This is a genomic window from Ralstonia pickettii, assembly GCF_016466415.2.
GTDB lineage: Bacteria > Pseudomonadota > Gammaproteobacteria > Burkholderiales > Burkholderiaceae > Ralstonia > Ralstonia pickettii.
The window spans coordinates 1,865,429-1,891,836 of sequence record NZ_CP066771.1; the positions used below are offsets into that span (position 1 = coordinate 1,865,429).

A 26,408-nucleotide genomic window follows, 5' to 3' on the forward strand; every position below is an offset into this window, starting at 1 on the left:
GCGCCATGGGAACGTTCGCGCTCGGCGTCACGCCAACAGACGACCTGATCGACGTATCGCGCAGCATCGTCGTGACGGGGCTTGCGCCCGGCGCGCAGGTCGGCATCGTGGCGCAAACGCGTCGCAGCAATGGCGTGTTGTGGCACAGCCGTGCCGCATTCGTTGCGGATGCGCAAGGCACCGTCAACCTCACGCGCGACGCGCCTGTCTCGGGTGACTACACCGGCGTCAGCGCGATGGGCGTCATCTGGAGCCAGCGGCCGGAAGACGGCAAGGCGCGCGAGGTGTTTCCGCTGGCTGTCACTGAGCCGTTGACGACCACGCTCACGGCCACGGCCAACGGCGAGTCGATCCATGCGAGCTTCGTCCAACGGCTGGCCGCACCTGGCGTGACGCGCCACGATGTGCGCGCACCGGAGAATGAGTACGGTCTGGTCGGTACGCTGTACCTGCCCGATCCGTATGCGCACCCGGGCCCGCGCCCGGCCGTGCTCATCCTCAACGGCTCGGGTGGGGGCATCAACGAGCCACGCGCGGCGCTGTATGCCTCGCACGGCTATGCGGCATTCGCGCTGGCGTACTTCAAGGCACCGGGGCTGTCGGACTACATCTCGAATACGCCGTTGGAATATTTCGAGCGTGCGCTTGCCTGGCTGCGCAAACGCGTGGAGCCGCTACACGACTTCGTTGCCGTGAGCGGCCAGTCGCGCGGGGGTGAACTGGCATTGCTGCTGGGCGCGACGTTCCCGGAAGCCGTGTCTGCGGTCATCGGTTACGTGCCGGGCGCCGTCGTGCACAGCGGGCAGAACGCCGCCGACCCCGCTGTGGGCCGCGAAGGCCCGACGTGGCTGTATCGCGGTCAGCCGCTGCCGCATCTGTGGGAAGGCAACCGCACCGCGACCTGGGCGCCGTTTGACGAAGGCCCTGCGCCGCATCGGCATGAACGCGCCATCCGCACCGCGCTGCAGGATGCAGACGCGGTGGCGCGCGCGCGCATTCGCATCGAACGTGCGCGGGGGCCGGTGCTGCTGCTTTCCGCCACCGATGACGGCTCGTGGCCTTCGAGCGACTACTCGCGCATGGTGACGACCAAACTGGCCGAGGTACGCCACCCCTACCCCGTCCAACATTTCGATTACGAAGGCGCGGGTCACGCCATCGTCTTTCCGTATGTGCCGACCACGCAGCTCGTCTATGCGCATCCGGTATCGGGCCGCATCAGCACCGCCGGCGGCGAGCCGCGTGCCAACGCCCGCGCCGACGCCCAGTCGTGGGCAGCAGTGCTTCGCTTCCTCGCCAGCGCGGTGGCCGCGCGCGGCGCGTCCGTACCCGATTCTCGGAGTCTTTCATCGATGGATTTCTCGCCCGCACACGATGTGGTCGACCAGGTTGCCGGCCTGGACGACGGCAGCGCCACGCATGCGCTGCGCCATGCCCGCGAAAAGGTCGCCACGGCCACGCAGGGCAGCTATGACGCATTGTTCGACGCAGACGTGCCCGGCCTGACGTTGGGCGAACGCCTGCTCGTCGCGCTGTACGCCTGCCGCCTCACCCCGGCGCCCGAACTGGCCGAACACTACCGCGCGCGCCTCGCGAATACGCCGGTCGACGCAGATGCGTTGCAAGCCGTCGACCACGGCGATATCGACACGCTGACCGACGCCCGCCTGCGTGCCATCCTCGCCTTCACGCGCACGCTCGTCGAACGCCCCATCGAGGGCGACCGCGATGCGCTGTTGCGCTTGCCCGCAGCGGGCCTGGCCACGGCCGACGTCGTGACGCTCGCGCAGCTCATCGCCTTTATGTCGTATCAGACGCGGCTCGTCGCTGGCTTGCGCGCCCTTCGCGAAGCCGCCGGCAGCGGCAGCGCCACCGCCTCCACGGAGACCGCAGCATGACCGAGATCATCCGCGCCCACGGCTTCACCAACGAATCGCTCGAGTGGCAAGCGTGGCTCGATGTGGTCGACCTCGACCGTGCCACGCCCGAGCAGATCGCCGTGCTCGAAGAAAGCCACCCGAAGGCGAAAACGTCCGACTACTACCGGTTTCTCGTTCACCAGCCCGAAATCCTGCGTCAGCGCTCGGCGGCGTTCAACGCGATCATGTATGCGCCGGGCGGCCTGTCGCGCGCTGAACGCGAACTCGCCAGCGCGGTGGTGTCGCGCGTCAACGGCTGCGTGTATTGCGCATCTGTCCACGCACAGCGCTTCGAGCAGCTTGCCAAGCGCAACGACGTGATCAAGCAGGTCTTTGAAGACCCGCACATCGCGGGCACGAACGCGCGCGAGCGTGCCATCGTGCTGCTCTCGATCGACCTGACGATGCGCCCGGGCGACGTACGTGGCGAAGACCTGCAGCCGCTCAAAGACGCTGGCCTGACCGACGCAGAAATTCTCGACTTGATACACGCCGTGGCCATCTTTGCATGGGCGAATCGGCTGATGCTGAATCTGGGCGAACCGGTGTCTCCGGGCGCGGCCTGAGCCAGGCGGCATCGCTCCAAAAAGAAAGCCGCAGGTTTGCGCCTGCGGCTTTTTCGTTCAGTGCAGCAGCATCACACCATTGGCAACTGCCGCACCGGCTTACCGGTCAACTGCGCCATGGCGTGCGCCACGGCCGGCGCGATGGGTGGGACTCCCACCTCACCCATGCCGCTGGGCTCCGCCGTGCTCGGCACGATGTGCGTTTCGATGACGGGTGTCTCGACCATCTTGAGCGCCGGGTAATCGGGGAAGTTCGACTGCACGACCTGGCCGTCCTTGATGTCGATCCGGCCATACAGCGCCGCCGTCAGGCCAAAGATGACCGCGCTTTCCATCTGCTGCGCAACGATGCCCGGGTTGACCACCGTGCCGCAATCGACTGCGCACACAACGCGATGCACGCGTGGCTTGCCGTCTTTCATCGACACCTCCACCACCTGCGCGACCACGGAGCCGAAGCTCGGGTGCAGCGCAATGCCGCGCGCACGCGGTGCGCCGTCAGCGGCTGGTGCCAGCGGCTGCCCCCAGCCGGCGGCCTGCGCTGCCGTGTCCAGCACCTTCAGCTCGCGCGGATGGTCCTTCAGCAAGTTACGCCGCATCGCCAACGGGTCAAGCTTGGCCGCGGCCGCCACCTCGTTGAGAAAGCCCTCCATGAAGAACCCGTTGTACGAATGCCCCACGCTGCGCCAGAAGCCTACGGGAACCGGCAGATCGACTGCCAGGTGCGCGATGTGCTCGTGCTCGATTTCGTACGGCAGGTCGAACAGGCCTTCAGCGGTGTAGCGATCGATGCCCACTGACGGCGCACCGAACAGACGGTCCAGCTCACCCGCGAGAATCGATTGGCCGGCGCTGCGCGAGGCAATCGCGGTGACCTTGCCGCTCTCGACACGCGCCTTGAGCCGGGCGATGGCTTGCGGGCGATAGAAGTCGTGGCGGACGTCTTCCTCGCGCGACCAGATCACCTGCACGGGCTTGCCTTCGGTCTTGGTGGCGATGGTCACGGCCTGGCTGATGAAATCCGATTCCAGCCGCCGCCCGAAACCGCCGCCGATGAGCGGGATATCGATCTGCACCTTGTCGCCGCTCACGCCGGCCGCACGCGCCGCCACCAGCTGCGCCAGCGTGGCGACCTGCGTCGGTGCCCAGAGATGCACGCCGTCTGCCGTTACCTGCGCGGTGCAGTTGATCGGCTCCATCGTCGCGTGCGCGAGATAGGGTGCGCTGTATTCGGCCTCGACGATGGTGGCGCCATCGGCCCTGTCGAAGGCTTTCAGGCCATCGCCCATCGACCGGTACGTGAAGCCGCCCTTGTCGCTGTCGAGCGCGCTGACGAGCTGCTGCCGGATGCCTGCCGAATCGAGCTTGGCATGCGGGCCGTTGTCCCACACGGGTTCGAGCGTTGCGAGCGCCTGCCGGGCCTGCCAGTAATGGTCTGCCACCACCGCCACGCCGGGAGCGCCGCCGCCTGCGCCCTCGAACGGCACCACGTAACGCACGCCCGGCATGCCAAGCGCCGCTTTCGACTGGAACGTCTTGAGCTTGCCGCCAAACACCGGACACATCACGACCGCGGCATACAGCATGCCGGGCAGGCGCGTGTCGATGGAGAAACGCGCGCTGCCATCCGTCTTCGCAGCGAGATCGTTGCGCGGCGCCGGTTTGCCGATCAACCGGAATTGCGAAGCCGGCTTGAGCGTCACGTTGGACGGCGCAGAAATACCGCGCGCCGACTTGGCCATCTCGCCGAACGTAGACTGTTTGCCGCCGGGCCCGATCAACTGGCCTTCACGGATGCTGACGTCTGCAGCCGGCACGTTCCATTCGCGCGCGGCGGCTTGCACCAACGCTGCACGCGCCGTGGCGGCGGCCTCGCGCACGGGCTGCCAGCCATCGGCGGTGCTGCTGCTACCGCCGGTGATGATGAGCCCGATCTCACGCGCGCTCTTGGCCATGATCCAGTGCAGTGCGCGTGCCCAGGTCTTGTCCGCGCTATCGGGATGCAGCGGCAATGAGCTGTCGCCCATGGCGACGACGTTGCCGTAGATGCGCTCCACGGGCGCGCTTTCGATGCGCACGCGCGAGAGCGGAATGTCCAGCTCTTCCGCCGCCAGCATCGACAGTGCGGTGTGGATGCCCTGGCCCATCTCCACACGCGGCATGGCGAGCACGACGTCGCCTTCGGGTGTGATCTTGATCCAGCCGTTCAGGGCAATCTCGCCGTTGTGCTCGGGGAAGATGCCCGGATCGCCCACGCGGCTGCGCGGCGGCATCACACCCCAACCGACTACCAGTGCGCCACCGATGCCGAGTGCGCCGAGCAGGAAACGGCGCCGTCCGCTGCGCGGTTTTGTAGTCTTCGCGTTCATGCGCGGCCCTCCCGCAGCGCCCTGGCAGCGCGCTTGATGGCGGCGCACATGCGCGGATAGGTTCCGCAGCGGCAGATGTTGGTCATGGCCGCGTCGATGTCGGCATCCGTCGGATCGGGATGTTGGGCCAGCAAGTCGGCCGCGGCCATCAGCATGCCGGACTGGCAGTAGCCGCACTGGGGCACCTGCTCGTCTATCCAGGCTTGCTGCAGCGCGTGGCGTTTGCCCTCGCCGCCGGCTAGTCCTTCGATGGTGGTGATGTGCTTGCCGGCCACAGCCGCCACCGGCAGCACACAGGACCGCACGGCCGCGCCGTCCACGTGTACGGTGCATGCGCCGCACGCCGCGACGCCGCAGCCGAACTTCGTACCGGTCAGGTTCAGGTGATCACGCAGCACCCACAGCAGCGGCGTGGCCGGGTCGCAATCAACGCTGACCGGCTTGTGGTTGACGTCCAGTTCCATGGGGCGGTGGTCTCCTTGTGTTGCGATTTTCTGTTGCTGGCCAAGCGTACGTTCAAACGGCTGAGGTCAGCAATAGTGGTCCACCTCGACATGACAACGGCGGCGAATGCAAAAAGGCCCGAGCACTTGCGCACTCGGGCCTTGGATTCCTGGCGGAGAGAGGGGGATTCGAACCCCCGATAGGTTATTAACCTATACACGCTTTCCAGGCGTGCGACTTAAACCACTCATCCATCTCTCCGAAGCCCGCGATTATAGCACACTGCGCGGTCTCGCCAAGTTTCCCTCACAAACAAAAGGCCCGGTCTCCCGACAAGGCCTTTTGCATCCCACCGCCGACTCAACTTACCCGGTCGGCATCCCCTCGCGTAACTCAATGCAGCGTGGCTTGTGTCTCATTCATCATCAGCGTCTGCGCAACCTGATCGCGAATCGACTGCGCTTTCAGCAGCAGTCGCAGGGCGATATCGGCACCACGGCTATTGGCAACGTGCTCGATAAACGCGTCGCGTGCGCGTTCATTCAAGGTGGCAACGTGCGCGGCCTCCGACCAGACCCGCCATGCGGAGGGCTGACCGGCAAACTGCTCGCGGCGGCGGAGCAGGTCCGAGTCGATGGCAGCGGCAATCTCGACGTCTTGAATGTTGCGATTCATGATGGCCCCCTTGCTGTCTGTGCTGTTGTTGCGCTCTGCGTGTGGCGCCCTGTGCCGGGCGTGCAGCCTGAATATGCAACGTCCATGCCAACACCAATGAGCCGCTCAATGCGCGCGTTTTGCATGCATGCGTTGTTGTCTTGATCTGTTTGAAACACCCTGTTGGCGGCGCTTCGCGGGAAGCGTCCCTACGTCGGTGGGGTGTGAAATTCTCATCTGAAAACCGCTGCGTCAGGCGGCTCGTTACGCGGAACGTTACGTAACGCGGGCGGTGCTCCGGGCCCCAACACACGTGCCACACCGCCGTACGACGCCACTTGCGTGGCGACGTGCCGTGGGCATGCTTGGTGCTTCATCCGTGCGCCCAAGCCTGCTGGCGCGCTGTCGGCCGTGTCACCCACCCTCTTCTGCGCCGGCCTCTTCGCTTGCTTCGCTTCTGAACCGGAAGCGATCTGCCGCGTGCCGCCACCCTCGGCGCGCTGCCCCCCCCCACACACAACAAAAGCATTCAAGAGGAGACACCCCATGCAAATGGGCACACCACGTGTGCGGCGCGGCCGCATGCTGATGTCGGCGCTGCTGTGCGCGGCGCTATCGCTGTCGGGCTGCGGCGGCAATGATGGCTCGACTGCCGCCAACAGCACACCCGCCGATTCAAACACCACCACGCAGCCAGCACCGCCGCTACCGCCGGCCGCAGTCAACTGGACCACGCTCGGTACGCGCGCCACGCCGGCGCAGCCGGGCACGTCCATCACGAGCAACGCTGGCGCCAAGTGGGTCGACTACAACCCGCCCGCGCTCTACGCAGGCGTTGCGAAGCAAGCCACGCAATACATCACGATGTCCGACGGCACAAAGCTGGCGGCATACGTGACGCTGCCCGCCGACGCATCCGGCAACGCCGCGACGGGCTCCTTCCCGACGGTGCTCGTGCAAACCTCGTACAACGGCGGCAACGCGCAATACGAAGCCTCGATCGGTGCTGCGCTGGGCGCGGCCGATCCGTACATCGTCCAACACGGCTATGCGACGGTGGTGGTGGACGTGCGCGGCACCGGCCAGTCGCAGGGCGCGTGGGATGCGTTTGGCGCCGATGAGCAGAGCGACTACGGCCACGTGGTCGACTGGGTGACGCAGCAATCGTGGAGCAACGGTGCCATTGGCTTGTACGGCGTGTCGTACCTCGGCATCACGACGGTCATCACGGCGGCGCAGAACCATCCGGCAGTCAAGGCGGCCTTCCCCATCGTGCCGATTGGGGACGGCTACCGCGACATTGTCTTCACTGGCGGGCAGACCAATCTGACGTTCATCCCGGCGTGGTTCGGGCTGGTGTCGGTGCTCAGCCTGACCGATCCGACGCTCGTGACAGACCCGACGATCGGTCTGCCGGCCGTGCTGCAGCATCTGGCGTCAGCGGTCACGACGTTCCAGTTGCCAACCATGCTGCAAGCGCTGCTTGGCACAACGGCAACGGCCTATGACGGCGCGTTCTGGGCGACACGCTCGCCGCTGGAGAACGACGGCAAGATCAAGGTGCCGACCTTCGTGGTGGGCGGCCTGCACGATCTTTTCCAGCGCAGCGAACCGCTCACGTACGAGAGCATCAAGACGAAGGCGCCGGCCAAGCTGCTGATCGGCCCGTGGACGCATCTGCAGGCCGGGTTGGGCAGCGGTTTGCCGGTCGATGGCGTGCCGCCGCTGAACCACATTCAGTTGCAATGGTTCGACCAGTACGTCAAAGGCATGAACGTGGGCGCCGATGCGCTGCCCAACGTCACGCAATACGTGACCGGCCTCGGCCACTACGCCACCGCCACGGACTGGCCGCATCCGCAGGTGCAGGCGCAGCAGCTCTTCCTGCGCGGCGACAAGAGCCTGTCGACCACCGCGCCGGCCGCCAACGAAACGTCGAACAAGGTCGCACAGCAGCCGCTGAATGGTGCGTGCTCCATCAGCCTGTCGCAATGGACGGCCGGTTTGACGGGCTTCATCCCGCTACCGTGCCAGACCGACGACACCCTTGCCGAAGCCGCCGATGTGAAGTTCGAAACGCCGCCCATGCCGGCCGATGTTTACCTCAACGGGCCGATTGAAGCGGATGTGTGGATCTCCACCACCGCGCTGGACGCCGGCGTCTCCGTACGCATTGACGACGTGGACGCAGCAGGCAATGTCACGCCGCTTACCGATGGGCTCCAGACAGCCTCGTTGCGCGCGGTAGATGCCAGCCGTTCGCGCACGATGAACGGCCTGTCGATCCAGCCATGGCATCCGTTCACCCCAGGCTCCGTTCAGGCGCTCATGCCGGGCCAGGCCGTGATGGTGCCGGTCGAGGTGTTCCCGACCAGCGCGCTCATCGCCAAGGGCCACAAGCTGCGGGTGGCCGTGGGCGCGAGCAACCTGCCGCAAGGTGTGCCGCCGCTACCTACGCTGCTCAATTCCCTCGTCGGCGTACTGACGATCTATAGCGATGCAGCGCACCCGTCCAAGGTGGTTTTGCCCGTGGTGCCCGCCACCGCGCTGTAGCAAAAGCAGCTTCTGGCAATCACCCGGCCCGCTTCGGCGGGCCGTTTTCTTTACACACCGGCCACCACACAAATACCTAGCGGGCTAAATGCATACGTAAAACTACGTACCCCAACTGAAGCGGAGAAAAATACGGATAACCGACATTAAATAACCCAAACACGGTAGGAAAACGTTGGCGCCACTCAGTTCGCATAATCCATCGCACGATTCGGAATGCTGATGAGCCAGCCCATGCCGCACAAGGTTTCACAGGCAAAACAAAACTCTTCAGTTGCATTAAGTGAAAACTCGCATAAGAAAGTTATTTAGGATTTTCTTTTCAATGCCGATAACCCCAGGGAGACCGAAAAATCCAACAAAGCCAATTCGGTCACACCATGACATAACCTGCATCTTTCTCAAGTACGCAGCACCTTGCATATAAAAAACGTGGTCGTCGACCGTCCTTCTCTAGCCGGTCGAGTGCGCGACCCCATCTCAATTCATTCAGCAAACCGGAGAACGCTGTGAACCTTTCTCAGATGACCATCAAGGCCAAGCTCACAACGGGTTTTGGCGTGCTGGCAGCCATTGTTGTCGTCGTGTCAGGCGTGTCGCTGCGGGCGCTGTCCGAATCAACCGAAGGATTCTCGAACTACGTGCACGGCATCAGCGCCCGCGCAGACGTCGCGAACGACGTGCGCACGGCGGTGGATCGCCGCGCCATTGCCGCACGCAACCTGGTACTCGTGGTCACCCAAAAAGACCTGGATCTGGAGAAGGCTGACGTCTTTCGTGCGCACGACGATGTGAAGAACAAGCTCAAGCAGCTCAACGACATGATTGCGGGCGCCAAGGACGTAACCGACCGCGCCCGTACGCTGGTGGAAGACATCAACCGCGTGGAAGCACAGTACGGCCCTGTGGCGACCGACATCGTCGGGCTGGCACTGGCCGGCAAACGCGACGAAGCCGTCCAGAAGATGGACAACGAGTGCCGCCCGCTGCTGGCAGCGCTCATCAAGACCACCGACGCGTACGCCACGTACACGCACGAGCGCCAGGAACAGCTCGTGCAGGCATATGAGGCGCAGTACGTGATGCAGCGCAACCTGCTAGCCGGCCTGTCGATCGGCGCGGTGCTGCTGGCAGTGATCGCCGGCATCATCATCACGCGCTCGATCACGCAGCCGATCCGCACCGCCGTGAACGTCGCCCAGACTGTGGCACGCGGCGATCTGAGCAGCCGCATCGAAGTGCATGGCAAGGATGAGACGAGCCGCCTGCTCTCCGCCCTGCGTGACATGAATGGCCGCCTGACCGAGATCGTCGACAAGGTGCGCGACAGCAGCAGCAGCGTCGCCGGCGCGGCCAAACAGATTGCCGCCGGCAATGCCGATCTGAGCCAGCGCACGGAAGCGCAGGCGTCGTCGCTGCAGGAAACGGCGGCCAGCATGGAAGAGCTGACGTCCACCGTGAAGCAGAACGCGGAAAACGCCCAGCACGCCACCGCGCTCGCCTCGACTGCCTCGGAAGTGGCGCTCAAGGGCAGCACGGTCGTCAGCCAGGTCGTGTCGACCATGCAGGACATCAGCGACCGCTCGAGCAAGATCGCCGACATCACCGGCATCATCGAAGGCATCGCGTTCCAGACCAACATCCTCGCGTTGAACGCCGCCGTTGAAGCCGCACGCGCGGGCGAGCAGGGCCGCGGCTTCGCGGTGGTGGCCAGCGAGGTGCGCAGCCTGGCGCAGCGTTCGTCAACGGCGGCCAAGGAGATCAAGGAACTGATCGCTTCGTCGGTGGAGCGCATCCATGACGGCTCCACGTTGGCGGGCGAGGCCGGCGAAACGATGACGGAGGTCACGCAAGCTGTTGCCCGCGTCACGCACATCATGGAAGAGATTGCCGCTGCATCGGTCGAGCAGAAGCGCGGCATCGAACAGGTCAACCAGGCGATCTCGCAAATGGATGAAGTCACGCAGCGCAATGCGGCGCTGGTGGAAGAAGCCGCCGCCGCATCGCAATCGCTGCAGGACCAAGGGCAGGAGTTGAACGCCACAATGTCGTTCTTCCGCGTCGATCCGCACGCCGTACACGCCTGATCCGGACACTGTCACTGTTGTAGCCGTCATCTCCAATCTGTCCTTCAGCCCGCCGCCGAAAGGCCGCGGGCGTTTTCTTTTTTCTGTCCTGTGTCTTTCGTTAGGCCGTCGTTCGTGACTTCCGCTGCATTGGCGGGCTCGCACGCGCGACGCAAAGTGAACTTGCCCAGTCTCTCATCTGCGACGGGGCAAGTTGGGGCCGCGTTCGGCCCACCCTGCCGACGAAGGCCACCATGCGACACACAAGCCCACACCTGCAACGCGGCCCGCTTCCCACCCTCCTGCCGTGCACGCCGCTCGACGACCGGAGGCCGGCATGATCCGGCTGCGCCTCGCGCATTCGCTGCGCCCACGGGCAGTACCGCAGACACAACCCATCCCGCCGCTCGCTGAACAACTGCGTGAAGAGTGCGAAGCCATGGCCCGCTTTGCCCTGCATCACGGGCTTCCCGTTGCGCCGGAACTCATCGCTCAGCTGGGCGCACTCATCGACGGTCAAACGTCTGCGCATGCCACACCGCACCACGCGCTGGCTGCCATCCACCGCAAGCTTGCGGCAGCCATTACCCCGGCCACGCCGCAGGCCGTCACGCTGCTCGACGCACAGCATCGCAGCGATCATCCATTCCCATGGCTCGGTCCTGTGCCGTTGATCCGGCTGCTGACCAGCGCCGCGATCGTCTTCCTGATCGCCGTGATTGCCACGGGCATGTCGCCCGACGTGTCGAGCGCGAACATCGACCGGGGCTTTCTGGATTCGGACGGCGCGCCCCTGCTGTGGAACACGCTGTTCCTGCTGTTCTGCGCGGGCTTGGGTGCGTCGTTTGCCACGCTGTTTCAGGCGCATCGCTATGTGGCCGCGTCCACCTACGACCCCAAGTACGACGCCTCCTACTGCGCCCGATTGATCCTCGGTGTGATTGCCGGCTTGATCCTGGTGGAGATGCTGCCCGCGCAAGTGTTCGACCGGGGCAGCATGCACAGCTTCGGCAAACCGGCGCTGGCAATGCTCGGCGGGTTTTCTGCCACGGCGGTGCACCGGCTGCTGCAGCGGCTGGTGGACGCGCTGGAAACGCTCGTGCGCGGTGATCGGTCCGCCGATACCGACGCGGCCATGCAGGCCTACCGGGCCCGCGCCGCCAGCGAGCGCACGCAATGGCAAAGCGAACTCGCCGCCAACCTGATCGAGCTGCAGCAATCGTTCGACGGCACTGCTTCTCCCGAGGCGATGCGCAAGCGCCTGGCCGACTTCACGCGCGCCATGCTCGCCGCCAGCGACCCGGCGGCCGCCCCACCGCCGTCTCTCTCAGCCGGCGGCCCTTCCAAGGAGTGACCTGATGCTCTTCCTCTACAACATCCCCGCATGGGCGATGGGCGCGGTCATCGTCTTCGCCACGCTGCTCATTGCATTGGGCGGCTACGTGCTGTTCCGTCGTGTTTTCCCGGTCACGCTCGACGCCGAACAGCGCAACATGACCATCGCCATGATGACGGCTGTCACAACCATCAACTCGCTGCTGGTCGCCTTTTCTGCCATCTCGGTATGGGGTGCCTATCAAGCCGCGACCGACATCGTGGCCGCGGAAGCTGCGTGTGCTACGGAACTTGCACGCGACCTCTCCGCGTTCTCGCACCCGAGCGCCACCGCCGCGCGCAGCGAGCTGGTCACTTATCTGCAGCACGTTGTGCGCGACGAATGGCCGAGCATGCAGCAGCACGCGCATCCTGATGCCAACACGGAGGCTGCGTTCGACATCATGTTCGCTACGGCCAACCGCATCACGCCCCGCGACGACCGCGAGCGCGTGCTGCTGGTCGAAGTGCTCGCCCGTGTCAACGAGATGGTGAAGTACCGGGAGAAACGCCTGCAGAACCTGGAAGCCGCCATGCCCGGCACGCTATGGGGCGTGATGCTGATCGCCAGCAGCCTGTCGTTGTTGCTGCTCTACGCGCTGCCGGCCACGCGCTTTCACATGGCGCTGGTGGCGGTGTGGGCGACCACGCTCGGCCTGGCGTTCTTCTTTGTGCTGGCCGTGGACAGGCCCTTTGCCGGGGAAGTCAGCGTCAGTGCGGCGCCGCTTGAGCGCGCCATCCAGACGTTATCGAACGACAAGCCGCAGGCGCATCCCGGGCTCGACTGAGCGCGCGCCCCCTCGCCGCGATGCCCCGCTTGCGTTGTGAGGGCTGGCGGGAGAGGTCAGCCCCGGGGCCGGAGCCCCACACTTCGGCCCTGCCCTTTGCCGGCTCGTCGGGAGCCGGCTTTTTTACAGCGGATCGCGAATGTAGCCGACGAGTTTGTCGACCACCGGCCGGTTCGGCTTGGTCAGCAGGCTCACGACAATCGCCGCGACAAACCCCGCTGGCACGCCGAACGCACCCGAGGCAATGGGGTCGACACCAAACCACGGCTGGCCAAGCAGGCCCGTCATGCGCGTGAAGAACGGGTAATTGGCGATGATGTAGTACACGCTCACGGCCAGCCCCGTCAGCATGCCCGCGATGGCCCCGGCACGATTGGTGCGCTTCCAGAACACGCCCAGCACCAATACCGGAAAGAAGCACGACGCCGCCAGCGAGAAGGCCGCCCCGACCAGGAAGAGGATGTTGCCCGGCTTCAATGACGTCACATACGCGGCCAGCAAAGCCACGCCCAGCAACACTACCTTGGCGCTCGTCACGCGCCGCTGGTGGCTGGCCGTGTTGTCGATCATGTGGAAGTACACGTCGTGCGAGAGCGCATTGGCGATGGTCAGCAGCAGGCCGTCGGCAGTCGACAGCGCCGCCGCCAGCGCACCGGCCGCGATCAGGCCCGACAACACGTACGGCAGCCCGGCAATCTCGGGCGCGGCCAGCACGATCATGTCCGGCTGCATCATCACCTCGGCCCACTGCACGATGCCGTCGCCGTTGATGTCATGCAGCGCAAACACGGGCGGGTCGACCTTGCGCCAAGGCACAATCCATTGCGGCAGATCCGCAAACGGCGCACCCACGAGGTGCTGCAGCAGATCGAGCTTGACGAGCGCCGCCAGCGCCGGTGCCGACACATACAGCAGCACCACGAAGACGAGTGTCCAGCTGACCGAGTTGCGGGTCTCACGCACCGACGGCGTGGTGTGAAAGCGCGTGAGGATGTGCGGCAGGCTCGCCGTGCCAACCATCAGGCAAAACACCAGCAGCACGAAGTTCAGCCGCTCGGTGCCGCGCTCGTTTTCCGACGCCGACGGGAATGGTTCGGTGGATGGCGGCCCTATACGGCTGCGCGCCAGCGCGTCTTCGCGCTGCTCGTTCCAGAGGATCGACGCGGTGGCCGCATCGGGCGGAAACTCTTCGCGCTGGCGCTCCAGCGCCTTGATCTCGCGCAGTGGCGCATTGCGTTCGCGTGCAAGCTTGAGCTGCGCATTCAGCGCTTCGCGGGCATGGTCGAACGACTGCGGCAGCTGCGAGATACGCTCCTGCAGCCCCTGAGCTTCGTTCAGGAAGTGGTCACGCACGTGCTGCTCGGCAGGGTCATGCGCGATGCGCCGCTCCTCTTTCTCGATCTGCACCAGCAGGCGGCCCGTAGAAAGCTGCGGCACCGGATCGTGATACCGATGCCAGCCGATGATCGACACCACGCCCAGAAAGGACACGATCATGATGATGTACTGCGCGACCTGGGTCCACGTCACGGCGCGCATACCGCCCAGGAACGAGCACACCAGAATGCCCGCCAGCCCGAAGAACACGCCCACCGAAAACTCGACGCCGATAAAGCGCGTGACCACCAGCCCCACACCCTGGATCTGCGCGACGAGGTAGACGAACGAACACAGCGTCGCCCCCAGCACCGCAATGCCACGCACGACAGAACTGCCGCCGCGTTCTCCGTTGCCGTAGCGGTTGGCGAGAAAATCCGGCACCGTGTAGCCGCCAAATTTGCGCAGGTACGGCGCCAGCAGGAAAGCGACGAGGCAGTAGCCGCCCGTCCAGCCCATCACATAGGCGAGACCTTCATAGCCCGAGGCGAACACGATGCCCGCCAGGCCGATGAAGGATGCCGCGCTCATCCAGTCAGCCGCGGTGGCCATGCCGTTGAAGAACGCCGGCACACGGCGCCCTGCCACGTAGTACTCGGTCAGATCGGCCGTGCGGCAGATCAGCCCGATGCACGCATAGATGGCAATCGTGACGAACAGAAACACGTAGCCGAGCCACACGCCGGGCCCGCGCACGTGCTCGATCGCGCCCATCATCACGATGAAGAGCAGCAGCCCTACGGTATAGAGCCCGTAATACAGAAACAGCCGCTTGCGGAAGCGGCTGTCTTGTTGCGAGTCGGTGGCCAAGATTGGCGACCAGCGCTGGCGGTTAGCGCGTTTCCTTCAGTTGATCGAGGATGGCTGGGTTCTCAAGCGTGGACGTGTCCTGCGTGATGTCCTCGCCCTTGGCCAGCGAGCGCAACAGGCGGCGCATGATCTTGCCCGAGCGCGTCTTGGGCAGATTGTCGCCAAAGCGGATGTCCTTCGGCTTGGCGATCGGCCCGATCTCCTTGCCGACCCAGTTGCGCAGCTCGTTGGCGATCTGCTTGGCTTCGTCGCCATCGGGGCGCGCGCGCTTGAGCACCACGAACGCGCAGATCGCTTCGCCTGTCATGTCGTCGGGGCGGCCCACCACGGCGGCCTCGGCCACGATCGGGTTCGCCACCAGCGCCGACTCGATCTCCATCGTGCCCATGCGGTGGCCCGAGACGTTCAGCACGTCATCGATGCGGCCCATGATGGTGAAGTAGCCGGTCTCCTTGTCGCGGATCGAACCATCGCCCGCCAGATAGAGCTTGCCGCCCAGCTCTTCCGGGAAGTAGCTTTTCTTGAAGCGCTCCGGGTCACCCCAGATTGTGCGGATCATCGACGGCCACGGACGCTTGACCACCAAAATGCCGCCCTGACCGTTGGGAACATCGTGCCCGGTTTCATCGACAACGGCGGCCATGATGCCCGGCAGGGGCAGCGTGCACGAGCCCGGCACCAGCGGCGTGGCGCCCGGCAGCGGCGTCATCATGTGGCCGCCGGTCTCCGTCTGCCAGAACGTATCGACGATCGGGCAACGGCCGCCGCCGATGTTCGTGTGGTACCACATCCAGGCTTCCGGGTTGATCGGCTCGCCCACGGTGCCCAGCAGGCGCAGGCTCGAGAGGTCGTACTGCTTGGGGTGGACCTTCTCGTCCGCTTCGGCGGCCTTGATCAGCGAGCGGATCGCCGTCGGCGCGGTGTAGAACGTGTTGACCTTGTGACGCTGGATCATGTCCCAGAAGCGGCCGGCGTTCGGATACGTCGGCACACCTTCGAACACGACCTGCGTGGCGCCGGCCGCGAGCGGGCCGTACGCGATGTAGCTGTGGCCCGTCACCCACCCGATGTCTGCGGTACACCAGAAGATGTCGTCGGGTTTCAGGTCGAACGTCCACTGCATGGTGAGCAGCGTCCACAGCAGATAGCCGCCCGTGCTGTGCTGCACGCCCTTCGGCTTGCCGGTCGAACCCGAGGTGTAGAGGATGAACAGCGGATGTTCCGCGCCGACCGGCGTGACCTCGCAGGTGTCCGGCTGGCCGGCTTCAACCTCGTCCATCGCGCGGTCGCGGCCTTCCACCCAGTTCACGTTGCCGTTGGTGCGGCGGTAGACGATCACGTGCTTGACGGCGTCCGTGCCTTCCATGGCGAGCGCTTCGTCGGCGATGGCCTTGAGCGGCAGCGCCTTGCCGCCGCGCATTTGCTCGTCTGCGGTGATGAGCGCCACGGCGCCCACATCGACGATGCGTTCCTGCAGCGACTTGGCCGAGAACCCGCCGAACACCACCGAGTGCGTCGCACCGATGCGCGCGCACGCCTGCATGGCGACGATGCCTTCCACCGACATCGGCATGTAGATCACCACGCGGTCGCCCTTCTTGATGCCCAGGGCCTTCAGGCCGTTGGCGAAGCGGCAGACGCGCGCGTGGAGTTCGCGATACGTGATGCGCGAGACGTTGCCGTCATCGGTTTCGAAAATGATGGCGACCTTGTCGGCGTTGCCGTTCTCAAGGTTGCGCTCGAGGCAGTTGTACGAGGCGTTGAGCTCGCCGTCTTCAAACCACTTGTAGAACGGTGCGTTGGATTCGTCCAGCACCTTGCTGAAGGGCTTGTGCCACAGCAGATGCTCGTGGGCGAGGCGCGCCCAGAAGCCCTCATAGTCTTTCTCGGCTTCGGCACACAGGGCACGGTACGCATCCATGCCGGCGATGTTTGCCTGTTTGACGAAGGATTCGGGCGGGTTGAACACGCGCGTTTCCTGCAGGACAGATTCAATGCCAGCCATGGTGTCTCCTGATAGCGATGTCTGTAGTCGTTTTGCGGCGAATCTAAGGGGCTGACCTGACTCCAGCCTTACGCATTTCTGCGCCGCAAACCGACGTGAAGGGCATTACTATAATGCGTCACTTCCTGTTACGGCACGCGTCGCAGCGCAACATAGCCGGCCAGAGAGCCGTGTCCCGTGCCGGTTTCCACTGATTTTTCATCGTGCCCATCCACGCCCTTTTCCTGATTGCTGCCATGGCACTGGTCGGCAGCAACGTCGGTTTCGGTAAATCGATCGTCGCCGTCATGCCGGTGATGCTGTTTGCGTTGCTGCGTTTTCTGATTGCCATCGTGTGCATGGCGCCGTGGTACAAGCCCGCACGCATGCGGCGTGTGACGCGCGGCGAGTGGATCAACCTGTTCCTCCAGGCCTTTTTCGGTACGTTCGGTTTTACGCTGCTGATGCTGAACGGCGTGCGGCTGACCTCGGCGCTGGCTGCGGGCATCATCACCAGTACGATTCCAGCCGCGGTGGCGCTGCTGTCATGGCTGGTGCTGCGCGAAAAACCCTCGGGGCGGACGCTGGCGTCGGTGGTGCTGGCGGTGGCCGGCGTCGCCATTCTCAACGCGTACCGCGGGGGCGAATCCTCGGGCGCTGCCCCTGCCGATGCGGCGCAGGCACTGCTGGGCAATGCGCTGGTGATGGGCGCGGTCTTATGCGAATCGATCTACGTGATTCTGTCGCGGCGGCTGACGCAAACCTTGCACGCCATCGAGATCTGCGCGTACACGCACCTGATCGGCGGCCTGCTGATGCTGCCCTTGGGGCTGATGCCGCTGCTCACGTTCGATCTGTCCGGCGTGCCGTTGCCGATCTGGGGCCTGGTGCTTTGGTACGCGCTGTCGGCCAGCATCTTCTCGTTCTGGCTGTGGATGAAGGGCATTCGGCACGTGCCGGCTCACCTTGCGGGCGTGTTCACTTCGGTGCTGCCGATAACGGCCGCCACCTACGGCATCGTGGCGCTGGGCGAAACCCCGGGCTGGCCGCACGGCATCGCGCTGGCATGCGTCGTGGCAGGCATCCTTGTCGCGAGCTGGCCAGCACGGCCGCGACATCCGGCGCGCCGCTCCCGTGTGGCGGACCCGCTGGACCCGCTCGATCCGTCACTGGACCACGAATAACGCAGGCCGGCTTCAGCCGTCTTTCGGTCAGCGATTCGGCAAACTAGGGACGCTACAATCGCCCGCTTTTCACCCGCCCCTGTTTGCCATGAAGTCGCCCATCGCTCCGCTGCGCCCGATTCCGCGCCTCATCTTCTTTTCCCGCTGGCTGCAACTGCCGCTTTACATGGGGCTGATCATCGCCCAGGCAGCGTATGTGTACCTCTTCGTCGTCGAGGTGTGGCACCTGGTTTCGCACCTGGGCGACATGGACGAAACCAAGATCATGCTGGCCGTGCTGGGCCTGATCGACGTGGTCATGATCTCCAACCTGCTGATCATGGTGATCATCGGCGGGTACGACATCTTTGTGTCCAAGCTCGGCATCGAAGGCCATGAAGATGAGCCCGAATGGCTGGACCACGTCAATGCCGGCGTGCTGAAGGTGAAACTGTCGATGGCGCTGATCAGCATCTCGTCGATCCACCTGCTCAAGACGTTCATTGACGCGGCCCAGAAAGACACGCACACGATCCTGTGGCAGGTAGCGATCCACGTGGCGTTCCTGGTGTCTGCGCTGGTGATGGCGTGGGTGGACCGCATCGTTTCGCACGCGCATCCGCACGGCGAGGCTGCCGACGCACATTGACGCTGCGCCCTTGTCGGCGCGGCGATTCCGACGAACGCGCTCGGACAATCCGCGCCCGACATTGGGTGTATGATCTCGGGCTATTCTGAGCCTGCGGCGCCTGCCGTCCAGGTCACAGGCAGGGAGTGAAGGCCACAGAGCACTGCCCTGCCGCACCGGCTTTTCATTCCTATACGTTGGTCCCCCACCATGACCGTCATTCGTCAAGAAGACCTCATCCAGAGCGTTGCCGACGCCCTGCAGTACATCAGCTATTACCACCCGATGGACTACATCACTGCTCTGGGCCGCGCCTATGAGCAGGAACAGAGCCCCGCAGCCAAAGATGCCATCGCGCAGATCCTGACCAACAGCCGCATGTGCGCAGAAGGCAAGCGCCCGATCTGCCAGGACACCGGCATCGTCACCGTGTTCCTGAAGGTCGGCATGAACGTGCGCTGGGGAAGCGAAAACGGCAACGCCACGATGAGCCTGGAAGACATGGTCAACGAAGGTGTGCGCCGCGCGTACAACGACGTCGACAACAAGCTGCGCGCAAGCGTGCTGGCTGATCCGGCCGGGAAGCGCACCAACACGAAGGACAACACCCCGGCCGTGATCAACATGTCGATCGTGCCGGGCGACACGGTGGACGTGATCGTCGCAGCCAAGGGCGGCGGCTCGGAGGCCAAGTCGAAGTTCGTGATGCTGAATCCGTCGGACTCGATTGTTGACTGGGTGCTCAAGACCGTGCCGACCATGGGCGCCGGCTGGTGCCCGCCGGGCATGCTGGGCATCGGCATTGGCGGCACGGCTGAAAAGGCCATGCTGCTGGCCAAGGAAGCCCTGATGGAGCCGATCGACATTCAAGACCTGATCGCCCGCGGCCCCAGCAACCGCGCTGAAGAACTGCGCATCGAGCTGTACGAGAAGGTCAACGCACTGGGCATTGGCGCGCAAGGCCTGGGCGGCCTGGCCACCGTGCTCGACGTGAAGATCCTGGACTACCCGACGCACGCCGCCAACCTGCCGGTCGCCATGATCCCGAACTGCGCCGCCACACGTCATGCGCACTTCACACTTGACGGCAGCGGCGTTGCCAAGCTGGAAGCGCCGGACCTGTCGCAATGGCCGAAGGTCGAGTGGGCACCGAATACGGAAACGTCGAAGCGCGTCGACCTGAACACGCTCACGCCGGAAGAAGTGGCCTCGTGGAAGCCGGGCCAGACGCTCCTGCTGAACGGCAAGATGCTGACCGGCCGCGACGCCGCACACAAGCGCATCGCCGACATGCTGGCCAAGGGCGAGAAACTGCCGATCGACTTCACCAACCGCGTGATCTACTACGTCGGCCCAGTCGACCCGGTGCGGGATGAAGTCGTGGGCCCGGCCGGCCCGACCACGGCCACACGCATGGACAAGTTCACCGAGACGATGCTCGCCCAGACGGGCCTGATCGCCATGGTGGGCAAGGCCGAGCGCGGCCCGGTCGCCATCGAGTCCATCAAGAAGCACAAGTCGGCTTACCTGATGGCCGTGGGCGGCGCGGCGTACCTGGTGTCGAAGGCCATCCGCGGTTCGAAGGTGCTGGCGTTCGAAGACCTGGGCATGGAAGCGATCTATGAATTCGACGTGAAGGACATGCCTGTCACCGTCGCGGTGGACAGCTCGGGCACGTCGGTCCACAAGACCGGCCCGGCGGAATGGCAAGCGAAGATCGGCAAGATTCCGGTCGCAGCGGGCTGATCCGTTCATTCACATTCAATATGACGACACGCGCGCAGGCACCGGTCGGGGTCTTTGATTCCGGCCTTGGCGGGCTCTCCGTCCTGCGCGCGATTCGCGCCGAACTGCCGGCCGAATCGCTTCTCTATCTGGCGGATTCCCGCCATGCCCCGTACGGGGAAAAACCTCCCGAATTCATTGCCGAGCGCACGCTCCGTGTGTGCGAATGGCTCGTCGACCAAGGCTGCAAGGCGTTGGTGATCGCCTGCAACACCGCCACGGCGCAGGCTGTACATGTGCTGCGGGAAAAGCTCGCGGTGCCGGTGATTGGCGTCGAGCCCGGCTTGAAGCCAGCGGTTGCCACGTCGAAGAGCCGTGTGGTCGGCGTGCTCGCGACCGAAAGCACGCTGCGCAGCGAGAAGTTTGCACGCCTGCTGGCGGGTGCCTCTGGCGATTGCAAGGTGCTGAGCCAGCCCGGCTACGGCCTCGTCCCCCTGATCGAACGCGGCGATACCCACTCGCCTGCGGTGCTGGAACTGCTGCGCGCCTATCTGCAACCGATGCTCGATGCGAATGCCGACACGTTGGTGCTCGGCTGCACGCACTACCCCTTCCTGGAAGATGCCATCCATGAGATTGCGGGCGACCGGTTGACATTGATCGACACCGGACACGCCGTCGCGCGTCATCTGGGCCGCACGCTCGCGGCAGCGGGATTGCAGGCATCGGGCCAAGCCGCAACGCCATGCTTCATGAGCACCGGCGATGTGCTTCCGCTGCAAGCCATGGTGGCTGCGTTGCTCGGAGAGGCGCCAATGGCCCAGCGGGTCGACATTGGCGACGCGCCCCTGAGCCCCGTCGCGGTGTCGCTCGCTTCCCAGCCCGAATAACGCCGCCCGAATAGGACAACGCCGCCCTGAAAGGCGGCGCATTGTCATCTTGGCTGAATGTCAGCCGACCGTCGGTTGCACTGCCGGTTCGGCAACGTCCGCCGCCGCTTCGTCTTCTGCCGGCTCGTACTTTGCCACCACGGCCGTGGCCAGGCTGTTGCCGATCACGTTGGTTGCCGTGCGGCCCATGTCGAAGAACTGGTCGATCCCGATGATCAGCAGCAGACCTGCTTCGGGCAGATGGAACATCGGCAGCGTCGCCGCCACCACCACCAGCGATGCACGCGCCACGCCGGCCATCCCCTTGCTCGTGAGCATCAGCACCAGCAGCAGCGTGACCTGTTGCGTGAAGCTCATCTCGATGTTGTAGGCCTGCGCGATGAACAGCACCGCAAACGCCTGGTACATCATCGAGCCATCCAGGTTGAACGAGTAGCCCAGCGGCAGGACGAAGCTGGAGATGCGCTTGGGCACGCCAAACCGGTCCAGCGCCTCGATCGTCTTCGGGTAAGCGGATTCGCTGCTTGCGGTGGCGAACGCCAGCAGCGTCGGCTCGCGAATCAGCCCCAGCAGACGGCCCAGCGAGCGGCCCAGCAGCACATAGCCCACCAGGAACAGGATCGCCCACAGCAGTGCCAGGCCCAGGTAGAACTCGCCGATCAGCTTGCCGTAGGTCCACAGCACGCCCACGCCTTCCACCGTGATCGCAGCGGCCATGGCGGCAAATACGCCCAGCGGTGCAAAGCGCATCACGTAGTCGGTAATGCGGAACATCAGCTTGGTCAGTTCTTCCAGGCCACGGCCGATCACACTGTCCATCGGATTCTTCATCGTCGACAGCGCGGCGCCGAAGAACAGCGAGAACACCAAGATCTGCAGGATTTCGTTGGTGGCCATGGCCTCCACGATGCTGCGCGGAAACACGTGCGTGATGAAGGCCTTGAGGGTGAAGTCACCCGTCTTCAGGCCCGACGTGGCCGACACATCCGGCAGCGCCAGGTTCATGTGCACACCCGGCTGGAAGAAGTTGACCAGCAGCATGCCCAGCGCCAGCGACGTGGCCGACGCGCACACAAACCAGATCATCGCGCGCAGGCCCACGCGGCCCACCGAACGCCCGCCGCTCATGCTCGCCAGGCCCGTCACCAGGGTCGAGAACACCAGCGGCGCGATGATCATCTTGATCATGCGCAGGAAGATGTCGGTGATGATGCTGAAGTACGAAGCGATGTCCTTGGCCGCCGCAGCGTCCTTGGCGTATTCGTGGCAACCCCAGCCGACGGCAATGCCCAGCAGCATTGCCAGCCCAATGTGGGAGGTCAGACGTTTGGTGTTCAAGACTTTCTCCAAGGAATACCGTGGCCGGAAGACGGCGCGCGGCAGACGCAGATCTCATGGGGCCAAGGGCCGGCCCAAGTTCGTCATGCTTTGTAAAAAGCGACGATATTAGAGAAGCGCATGGCGATCGTTATGTCGATGTTGCATAGCATCATGCAATTTCTGCATACATTGATATGGCGCCGTTGACACCCTGCTGCAATGCCGCATGAGCACTGAAATTGGCCAGTGCGAAGCGGATTATTGAGCGACACGCAATGCCGTCGGGGCATACCAACAAGCGCTGTTTCGAGCACATGAAAAGCGACGCCTGTACCACGTATGCCGCTGATACCATCATGGGCTTATGTCACCACCGGAGCCCTGCAATGAAAATGGCGCCCTTCGCCTTCGGCACAACCGACTGGTCTACCGTTGAACCTACCGAACATGCCGGCGAAACCGGCATGGCGATCTGGCGCACGCGCTACTTTGGCGACGAGTCGGACCGCATCCGCGTGCGCATGGTGGAGTACACGCCTGGCTACCTGGCCGACCATTGGTGCAAGAAGGGCCACATCCTGTTCTGCCTTGACGGCGAACTGGAAACCACACTGGAAGACGGCCGCACGTTCACGCTCACGCCCGGTATGAGCTATCAGGTGGGCGACGATGCAGAAGCCCATCAGTCGACCACCAAAAAGGGCGCTCGACTACTCATCGTTGACTGACCGGGACACCCGGCTTGCGCATCGGCCCCGGCCCGGGTTGACCGGGGTCAAGCGATTCAAAGATCCAGGTCTTTAAGGCTCACAGACCACAATATGTAGTGCTAGTCTGACTCCATACCACTATATGGAGTACCTCATGACGGGCACACAGGTCACTGGGCAAGTCACCAAGCGCGACGGTTCATTGGCGCCGTTCGATGCGCAGAAGATTCGACAGGCCATCGCCGCAGCCGGCCAGGCCACCGGCGAATTCGACACCATCGAGGCGCAGCACCTGACCTCAGGCGTGGTTGCACATCTTGCGCCGCTCCCCTGCCCAGGTATCGAAATCATCCAGAACTGCGTGGAAGAGGTGCTGGTGGACGCCGGCTATTGGCGCACCGCGCGCGCCTACATCGTCTACCGCGAACAGCACGCCCGGCTGCGTTCGCTCAAGCACACGCTGGTCGATGTCGAAAGCACGATGGAGGAGTACCTCGAGCAGCGCGACTGGCGCGTCAACGCCAACGCCAATCAGGGCTACAGCCTGGGCGGCCTGATCCTGAACGTGGCGGGCAAGGTCACGGCCAACTACTGGCTTTCGCACGTCTACAGCCCCGAAGCGGGCACGGCGCACCGCGAGGGCGACCTCCACATCCACGATCTCGACATGCTCTCGGGCTACTGCGCAGGCTGGTCGTTGCGGCGGTTGCTGACGGAGGGATTCAACGGCGTGCCGGGCAAGGTGGAGGCAACGCCGCCGCGGCATATGTCCGCAGCCATCGGGCAGATCGTCAACTTTCTGGGCACGCTGCAGAACGAGTGGGCCGGCGCGCAGGCGTTCAGTTCGTTCGATACCTACATGGCGCCGTTCATCCGCCGCGACGCGATGTCGTATGCCGCGGTCAAGCAGTCCATGCAGGAACTGATCTACAACCTGAACGTACCCAGCCGCTGGGGCACGCAAACGCCGTTCACCAACCTCACGTTCGACTGGACTTGCCCGGCCGACCTGCGCGAACAGGTTCCTTACATCGGCGGCGAAGAGATGCCCTTCACCTACGGCGATCTCCAGCCCGAGATGGACATGATCAACCGCGCGTACATCGAGGTCATGATGGCCGGCGATGCGAAAGACCGCGCGTTCACGTTCCCAATACCGACCTACAACATCACGTCGGACTTCGATTGGGAGCATCCAAACACCACGTTGCTGTTCGAGATGACGGCGCGCTACGGGCTGCCCTACTTTCAGAACTTCCTCAACTCCGACCTGGAGCCGCACATGGTGCGCTCGATGTGCTGCCGCCTGCAGCTTGACCTGCGCGAACTGCTCAAGCGCGGCAACGGGTTGTTTGGCTCGGCTGAGCAGACCGGGTCCATCGGCGTCGTGACCGTCAACTGCGCACGACTGGGGTATCTCTACGCGGGCGATGAGGCAGCGCTGCTGGCGCGGCTGGACACGCTGCTCGCCCTCGGCCGCGATGTGCTGGAGGTCAAGCGCAAGTTCGTGCAGCGGCTGATCGATCAGGGGCTGTATCCATACACGCGCCGATACCTGGGCACGCTGCGCAACCACTTCAGTACGCTGGGCGTGAACGGCATCAACGAAATGGTGCGCAACTTCACACACGATGCCGACGACATCACCACGCCATTCGGCCATGCCATGGCGGTGCGCCTGCTCGACCACGTACGTCAGCGCATGACGGAATTCCAGGAGGCGACCGGGCACCTGTACAACCTCGAAGCCACACCCGCAGAGGGCACCACCTACCGCTTCGCCCGCGAAGACCGCAAGCGCTGGCCTGGCATCCTGCAGGCCGGTACGACCGCGCAGCCGTATTACACCAACTCAAGCCAGTTGCCCGTCGGCTACACCGACGACCCGTTTGAAGCGCTGGCGCGCCAGGAAGCACTGCAGAGCAAGTACACGGGCGGCACGGTCCTGCACCTGTACATGAACGAAGCGATCTCATCGCCGCAGGCATGCAAGGAACTCGTGCGCCGCGCGCTGGCCAACTTCCGCCTGCCGTACATCACCATCACCCCGACGTTTTCGATCTGCCCGAAACACGGCTATCTGTCCGGCCATCACACGTTCTGTCCGAAATGCGATGCAGATCTGCTGGCCCAGCAGCCCCACGGCAAGTGCGGCTGCACAGCGGCCGGCACCCCAGGTTCTTCCACCCACCTCCATCACGAAGGAGCCTCCGTATGACCACCGTTGCACAAACCACCAACCGCACCGTTGCACTCGACGACAGCCAGCGCACGCGCTGCGAAGTCTGGACCCGCGTGATGGGCTATCACCGGCCCGTCAGCTCATTCAATATCGGCAAGCAAGGGGAATTCCGTGAACGCCGCTTCTTCGTTGAAGACCGCGCCCGCTGAGCCGCCACACTGCCCGCCGCCGGCCATCGGCGGCCTGGCACCTTTTTCCAGCGTCGACTGGCCCGGGCAGCTTGCGGCGGTGGTGTTCGTGGCCGGCTGCCCGTGGCGCTGTCATTACTGCCACAACCCGCACTTGCAGACCCGGACACGCACGCTGGATTGGAACGACGTCTTCGCCTTTCTGCAGCGTCGCACGGGCCTGCTCGATGCGGTGGTCTTCTCGGGCGGTGAACCGCTGAGCGAGCCGCACCTGCCGCAACTGATACGCGACGTGCGGGCGCTCGGCTACAAGATTGGCCTGCACACCGGCGGCATCTATCCGGCGCGCCTGACCGACGTACTGCCGCAGCTGGACTGGGTGGGGCTCGACATCAAGACCAGCGCACCGCACTACGACGCGCTCACGGGCCGCCGCGGCAGCGCAGCGCCGGTCGATGCGTGCCTGGATCTTCTGCTGCAGAACGGCGGCGCATTCGAATGCCGCACCACATGGCACCCCGACTGGTTGCCGGAACCGCAACTTCTTGCGCTGGCGCAAAACCTCAGCCGGCGCGGCGTGAAACACTACGCACTACAAGCCTACCGAAGTGCCCCCGGAACCCCGGCCATCACGCTGCCCAGCGAGGGCACCCAGCGCGCATTGGCTGCCAGCTTTTCTTCTTTCTGTTGCCGGTGAC

Annotated in this window: 20 protein-coding genes and 1 tRNA gene; 14 read left to right on the forward strand and 7 right to left on the reverse strand. The window is 64.4% G+C overall.

Going from position 1 to position 26,408, the window contains the following annotated elements; genetic code table 11:
* Window positions 1-5: 5 nt before the first annotated feature.
* On the forward strand, window positions 6-1,898 hold the full coding sequence (locus tag RP6297_RS08795) for an acyl-CoA thioester hydrolase/BAAT C-terminal domain-containing protein (protein WP_009240955.1): 1,893 nt from the start codon (window positions 6-8) through the stop codon (window positions 1,896-1,898).
* The gene (locus tag RP6297_RS08800) at window positions 1,895-2,485 is read left to right on the forward strand and encodes a peroxidase-related enzyme (RefSeq protein WP_009240956.1); all 591 of its coding nucleotides are present in this window, start codon (window positions 1,895-1,897) and stop codon (window positions 2,483-2,485) included. The genes RP6297_RS08795 and RP6297_RS08800 overlap by 4 nt, the downstream gene beginning before the upstream one ends.
* 71 nt (window positions 2,486-2,556) lie before the next feature.
* Here RP6297_RS08800 and RP6297_RS08805 read toward each other — a convergent pair whose 3' ends face one another.
* The 4 genes from RP6297_RS08805 to RP6297_RS08820 form a co-directional block, all read right to left on the reverse strand.
* Window positions 2,557-4,854 carry a xanthine dehydrogenase family protein molybdopterin-binding subunit gene (locus RP6297_RS08805; protein ID WP_009240957.1) on the reverse strand — a complete coding sequence of 766 codons (2,298 nt, stop codon included), beginning with the start codon at window positions 4,852-4,854 and terminating at the stop codon, window positions 2,557-2,559.
* The gene (locus RP6297_RS08810) at window positions 4,851-5,318 is read right to left on the reverse strand and encodes a (2Fe-2S)-binding protein (RefSeq protein WP_009240958.1); all 468 of its coding nucleotides are present in this window, start codon (window positions 5,316-5,318) and stop codon (window positions 4,851-4,853) included. The genes RP6297_RS08805 and RP6297_RS08810 overlap by 4 nt, the downstream gene beginning before the upstream one ends.
* Before the next feature lie 150 nt (window positions 5,319-5,468).
* A tRNA-Ser gene (locus RP6297_RS08815) sits at window positions 5,469-5,559 on the reverse strand.
* A gap of 132 nt (window positions 5,560-5,691) precedes the next feature.
* Window positions 5,692-5,973, reverse strand: coding sequence for a DUF7696 family protein (locus RP6297_RS08820; RefSeq protein ID WP_009240959.1), 282 nt, complete (start codon window positions 5,971-5,973; stop codon window positions 5,692-5,694).
* A gap of 525 nt (window positions 5,974-6,498) precedes the next feature.
* Here RP6297_RS08820 and RP6297_RS08825 point away from each other — a divergent pair.
* From RP6297_RS08825 to RP6297_RS08840, 4 genes are all read left to right on the forward strand, one after another.
* Window positions 6,499-8,505 (forward strand): CocE/NonD family hydrolase, encoded by a 2,007-nt coding sequence (locus RP6297_RS08825; RefSeq protein WP_009240960.1) that lies wholly within the window; start codon window positions 6,499-6,501, stop codon window positions 8,503-8,505.
* A 524-nt stretch (window positions 8,506-9,029) separates the two neighbouring features.
* Complete coding sequence (locus tag RP6297_RS08830; protein ID WP_009240961.1) at window positions 9,030-10,592, forward strand: methyl-accepting chemotaxis protein; 1,563 nt, start codon at window positions 9,030-9,032, stop codon at window positions 10,590-10,592.
* Between the two features lie 316 nt (window positions 10,593-10,908).
* A complete protein-coding gene (locus tag RP6297_RS08835; protein WP_009240962.1) occupies window positions 10,909-11,925 on the forward strand; it encodes a hypothetical protein in 1,017 nt (338 codons plus the stop codon).
* Between the two features lie 4 nt (window positions 11,926-11,929).
* Entirely contained in the window at window positions 11,930-12,733 is an 804-nt protein-coding gene (locus RP6297_RS08840; protein WP_009240963.1) for a bestrophin-like domain, read from the forward strand.
* Between the two features lie 123 nt (window positions 12,734-12,856).
* Here the strand turns inward: RP6297_RS08840 and RP6297_RS08845 are convergent, their stop codons facing one another.
* Together RP6297_RS08845 and acs are read right to left on the reverse strand one after the other, a co-directional pair.
* Window positions 12,857-14,923, reverse strand: coding sequence for a sodium:solute symporter family protein (locus RP6297_RS08845; RefSeq protein ID WP_037028526.1), 2,067 nt, complete (start codon window positions 14,921-14,923; stop codon window positions 12,857-12,859).
* A 19-nt stretch (window positions 14,924-14,942) separates the two neighbouring features.
* Window positions 14,943-16,925, reverse strand: coding sequence for an acetate--CoA ligase (acs, locus tag RP6297_RS08850; protein ID WP_009240965.1), 1,983 nt, complete (start codon window positions 16,923-16,925; stop codon window positions 14,943-14,945).
* Window positions 16,926-17,128: 203 nt separating this feature from the next.
* Between acs and RP6297_RS08855 the strand changes: the two genes are divergently transcribed.
* The 4 genes from RP6297_RS08855 (at window position 17,129) to murI (ending at window position 21,310) form a co-directional block, all read left to right on the forward strand.
* Entirely contained in the window at window positions 17,129-18,088 is a 960-nt protein-coding gene (locus tag RP6297_RS08855) for a DMT family transporter (protein ID WP_080725234.1), read from the forward strand.
* Window positions 18,089-18,176: 88 nt separating this feature from the next.
* Window positions 18,177-18,716 (forward strand): TIGR00645 family protein, encoded by a 540-nt coding sequence (locus RP6297_RS08860; RefSeq protein ID WP_009240967.1) that lies wholly within the window; start codon window positions 18,177-18,179, stop codon window positions 18,714-18,716.
* A 189-nt stretch (window positions 18,717-18,905) separates the two neighbouring features.
* Entirely contained in the window at window positions 18,906-20,441 is a 1,536-nt protein-coding gene (locus RP6297_RS08865) for a fumarate hydratase (RefSeq protein WP_009240968.1), read from the forward strand.
* A 20-nt stretch (window positions 20,442-20,461) separates the two neighbouring features.
* Window positions 20,462-21,310 carry a glutamate racemase gene (murI, locus tag RP6297_RS08870; protein ID WP_009240969.1) on the forward strand — a complete coding sequence of 283 codons (849 nt, stop codon included), beginning with the start codon at window positions 20,462-20,464 and terminating at the stop codon, window positions 21,308-21,310.
* Window positions 21,311-21,370: 60 nt separating this feature from the next.
* Here murI and RP6297_RS08875 read toward each other — a convergent pair whose 3' ends face one another.
* Window positions 21,371-22,648 carry a dicarboxylate/amino acid:cation symporter gene (locus tag RP6297_RS08875; RefSeq protein WP_009240970.1) on the reverse strand — a complete coding sequence of 426 codons (1,278 nt, stop codon included), beginning with the start codon at window positions 22,646-22,648 and terminating at the stop codon, window positions 21,371-21,373.
* 368 nt (window positions 22,649-23,016) lie between these two features.
* On the opposite strand from RP6297_RS08875, the gene RP6297_RS08880 reads away from it, so the two are divergent.
* The 4 genes from RP6297_RS08880 (at window position 23,017) to RP6297_RS08895 (ending at window position 26,407) form a co-directional block, all read left to right on the forward strand.
* Window positions 23,017-23,358, forward strand: a complete 342-nt coding sequence (locus RP6297_RS08880) for a DHCW motif cupin fold protein (protein WP_009240971.1) — start codon at window positions 23,017-23,019, stop codon at window positions 23,356-23,358.
* A 136-nt stretch (window positions 23,359-23,494) separates the two neighbouring features.
* A complete protein-coding gene (locus RP6297_RS08885) occupies window positions 23,495-25,558 on the forward strand; it encodes a ribonucleoside triphosphate reductase (RefSeq protein WP_009240972.1) in 2,064 nt (687 codons plus the stop codon).
* Window positions 25,555-25,731 (forward strand): anaerobic ribonucleoside-triphosphate reductase, encoded by a 177-nt coding sequence (gene nrdD, locus RP6297_RS08890; RefSeq protein ID WP_004634363.1) that lies wholly within the window; start codon window positions 25,555-25,557, stop codon window positions 25,729-25,731. Before RP6297_RS08885 ends, nrdD begins: the two co-directional genes overlap by 4 nt.
* Window positions 25,694-26,407, forward strand: a complete 714-nt coding sequence (locus RP6297_RS08895) for an anaerobic ribonucleoside-triphosphate reductase activating protein (protein ID WP_037028529.1) — start codon at window positions 25,694-25,696, stop codon at window positions 26,405-26,407. The genes nrdD and RP6297_RS08895 overlap by 38 nt, the downstream gene beginning before the upstream one ends.
* The last annotated feature ends 1 nt before the right edge of the window (window position 26,408 follow it).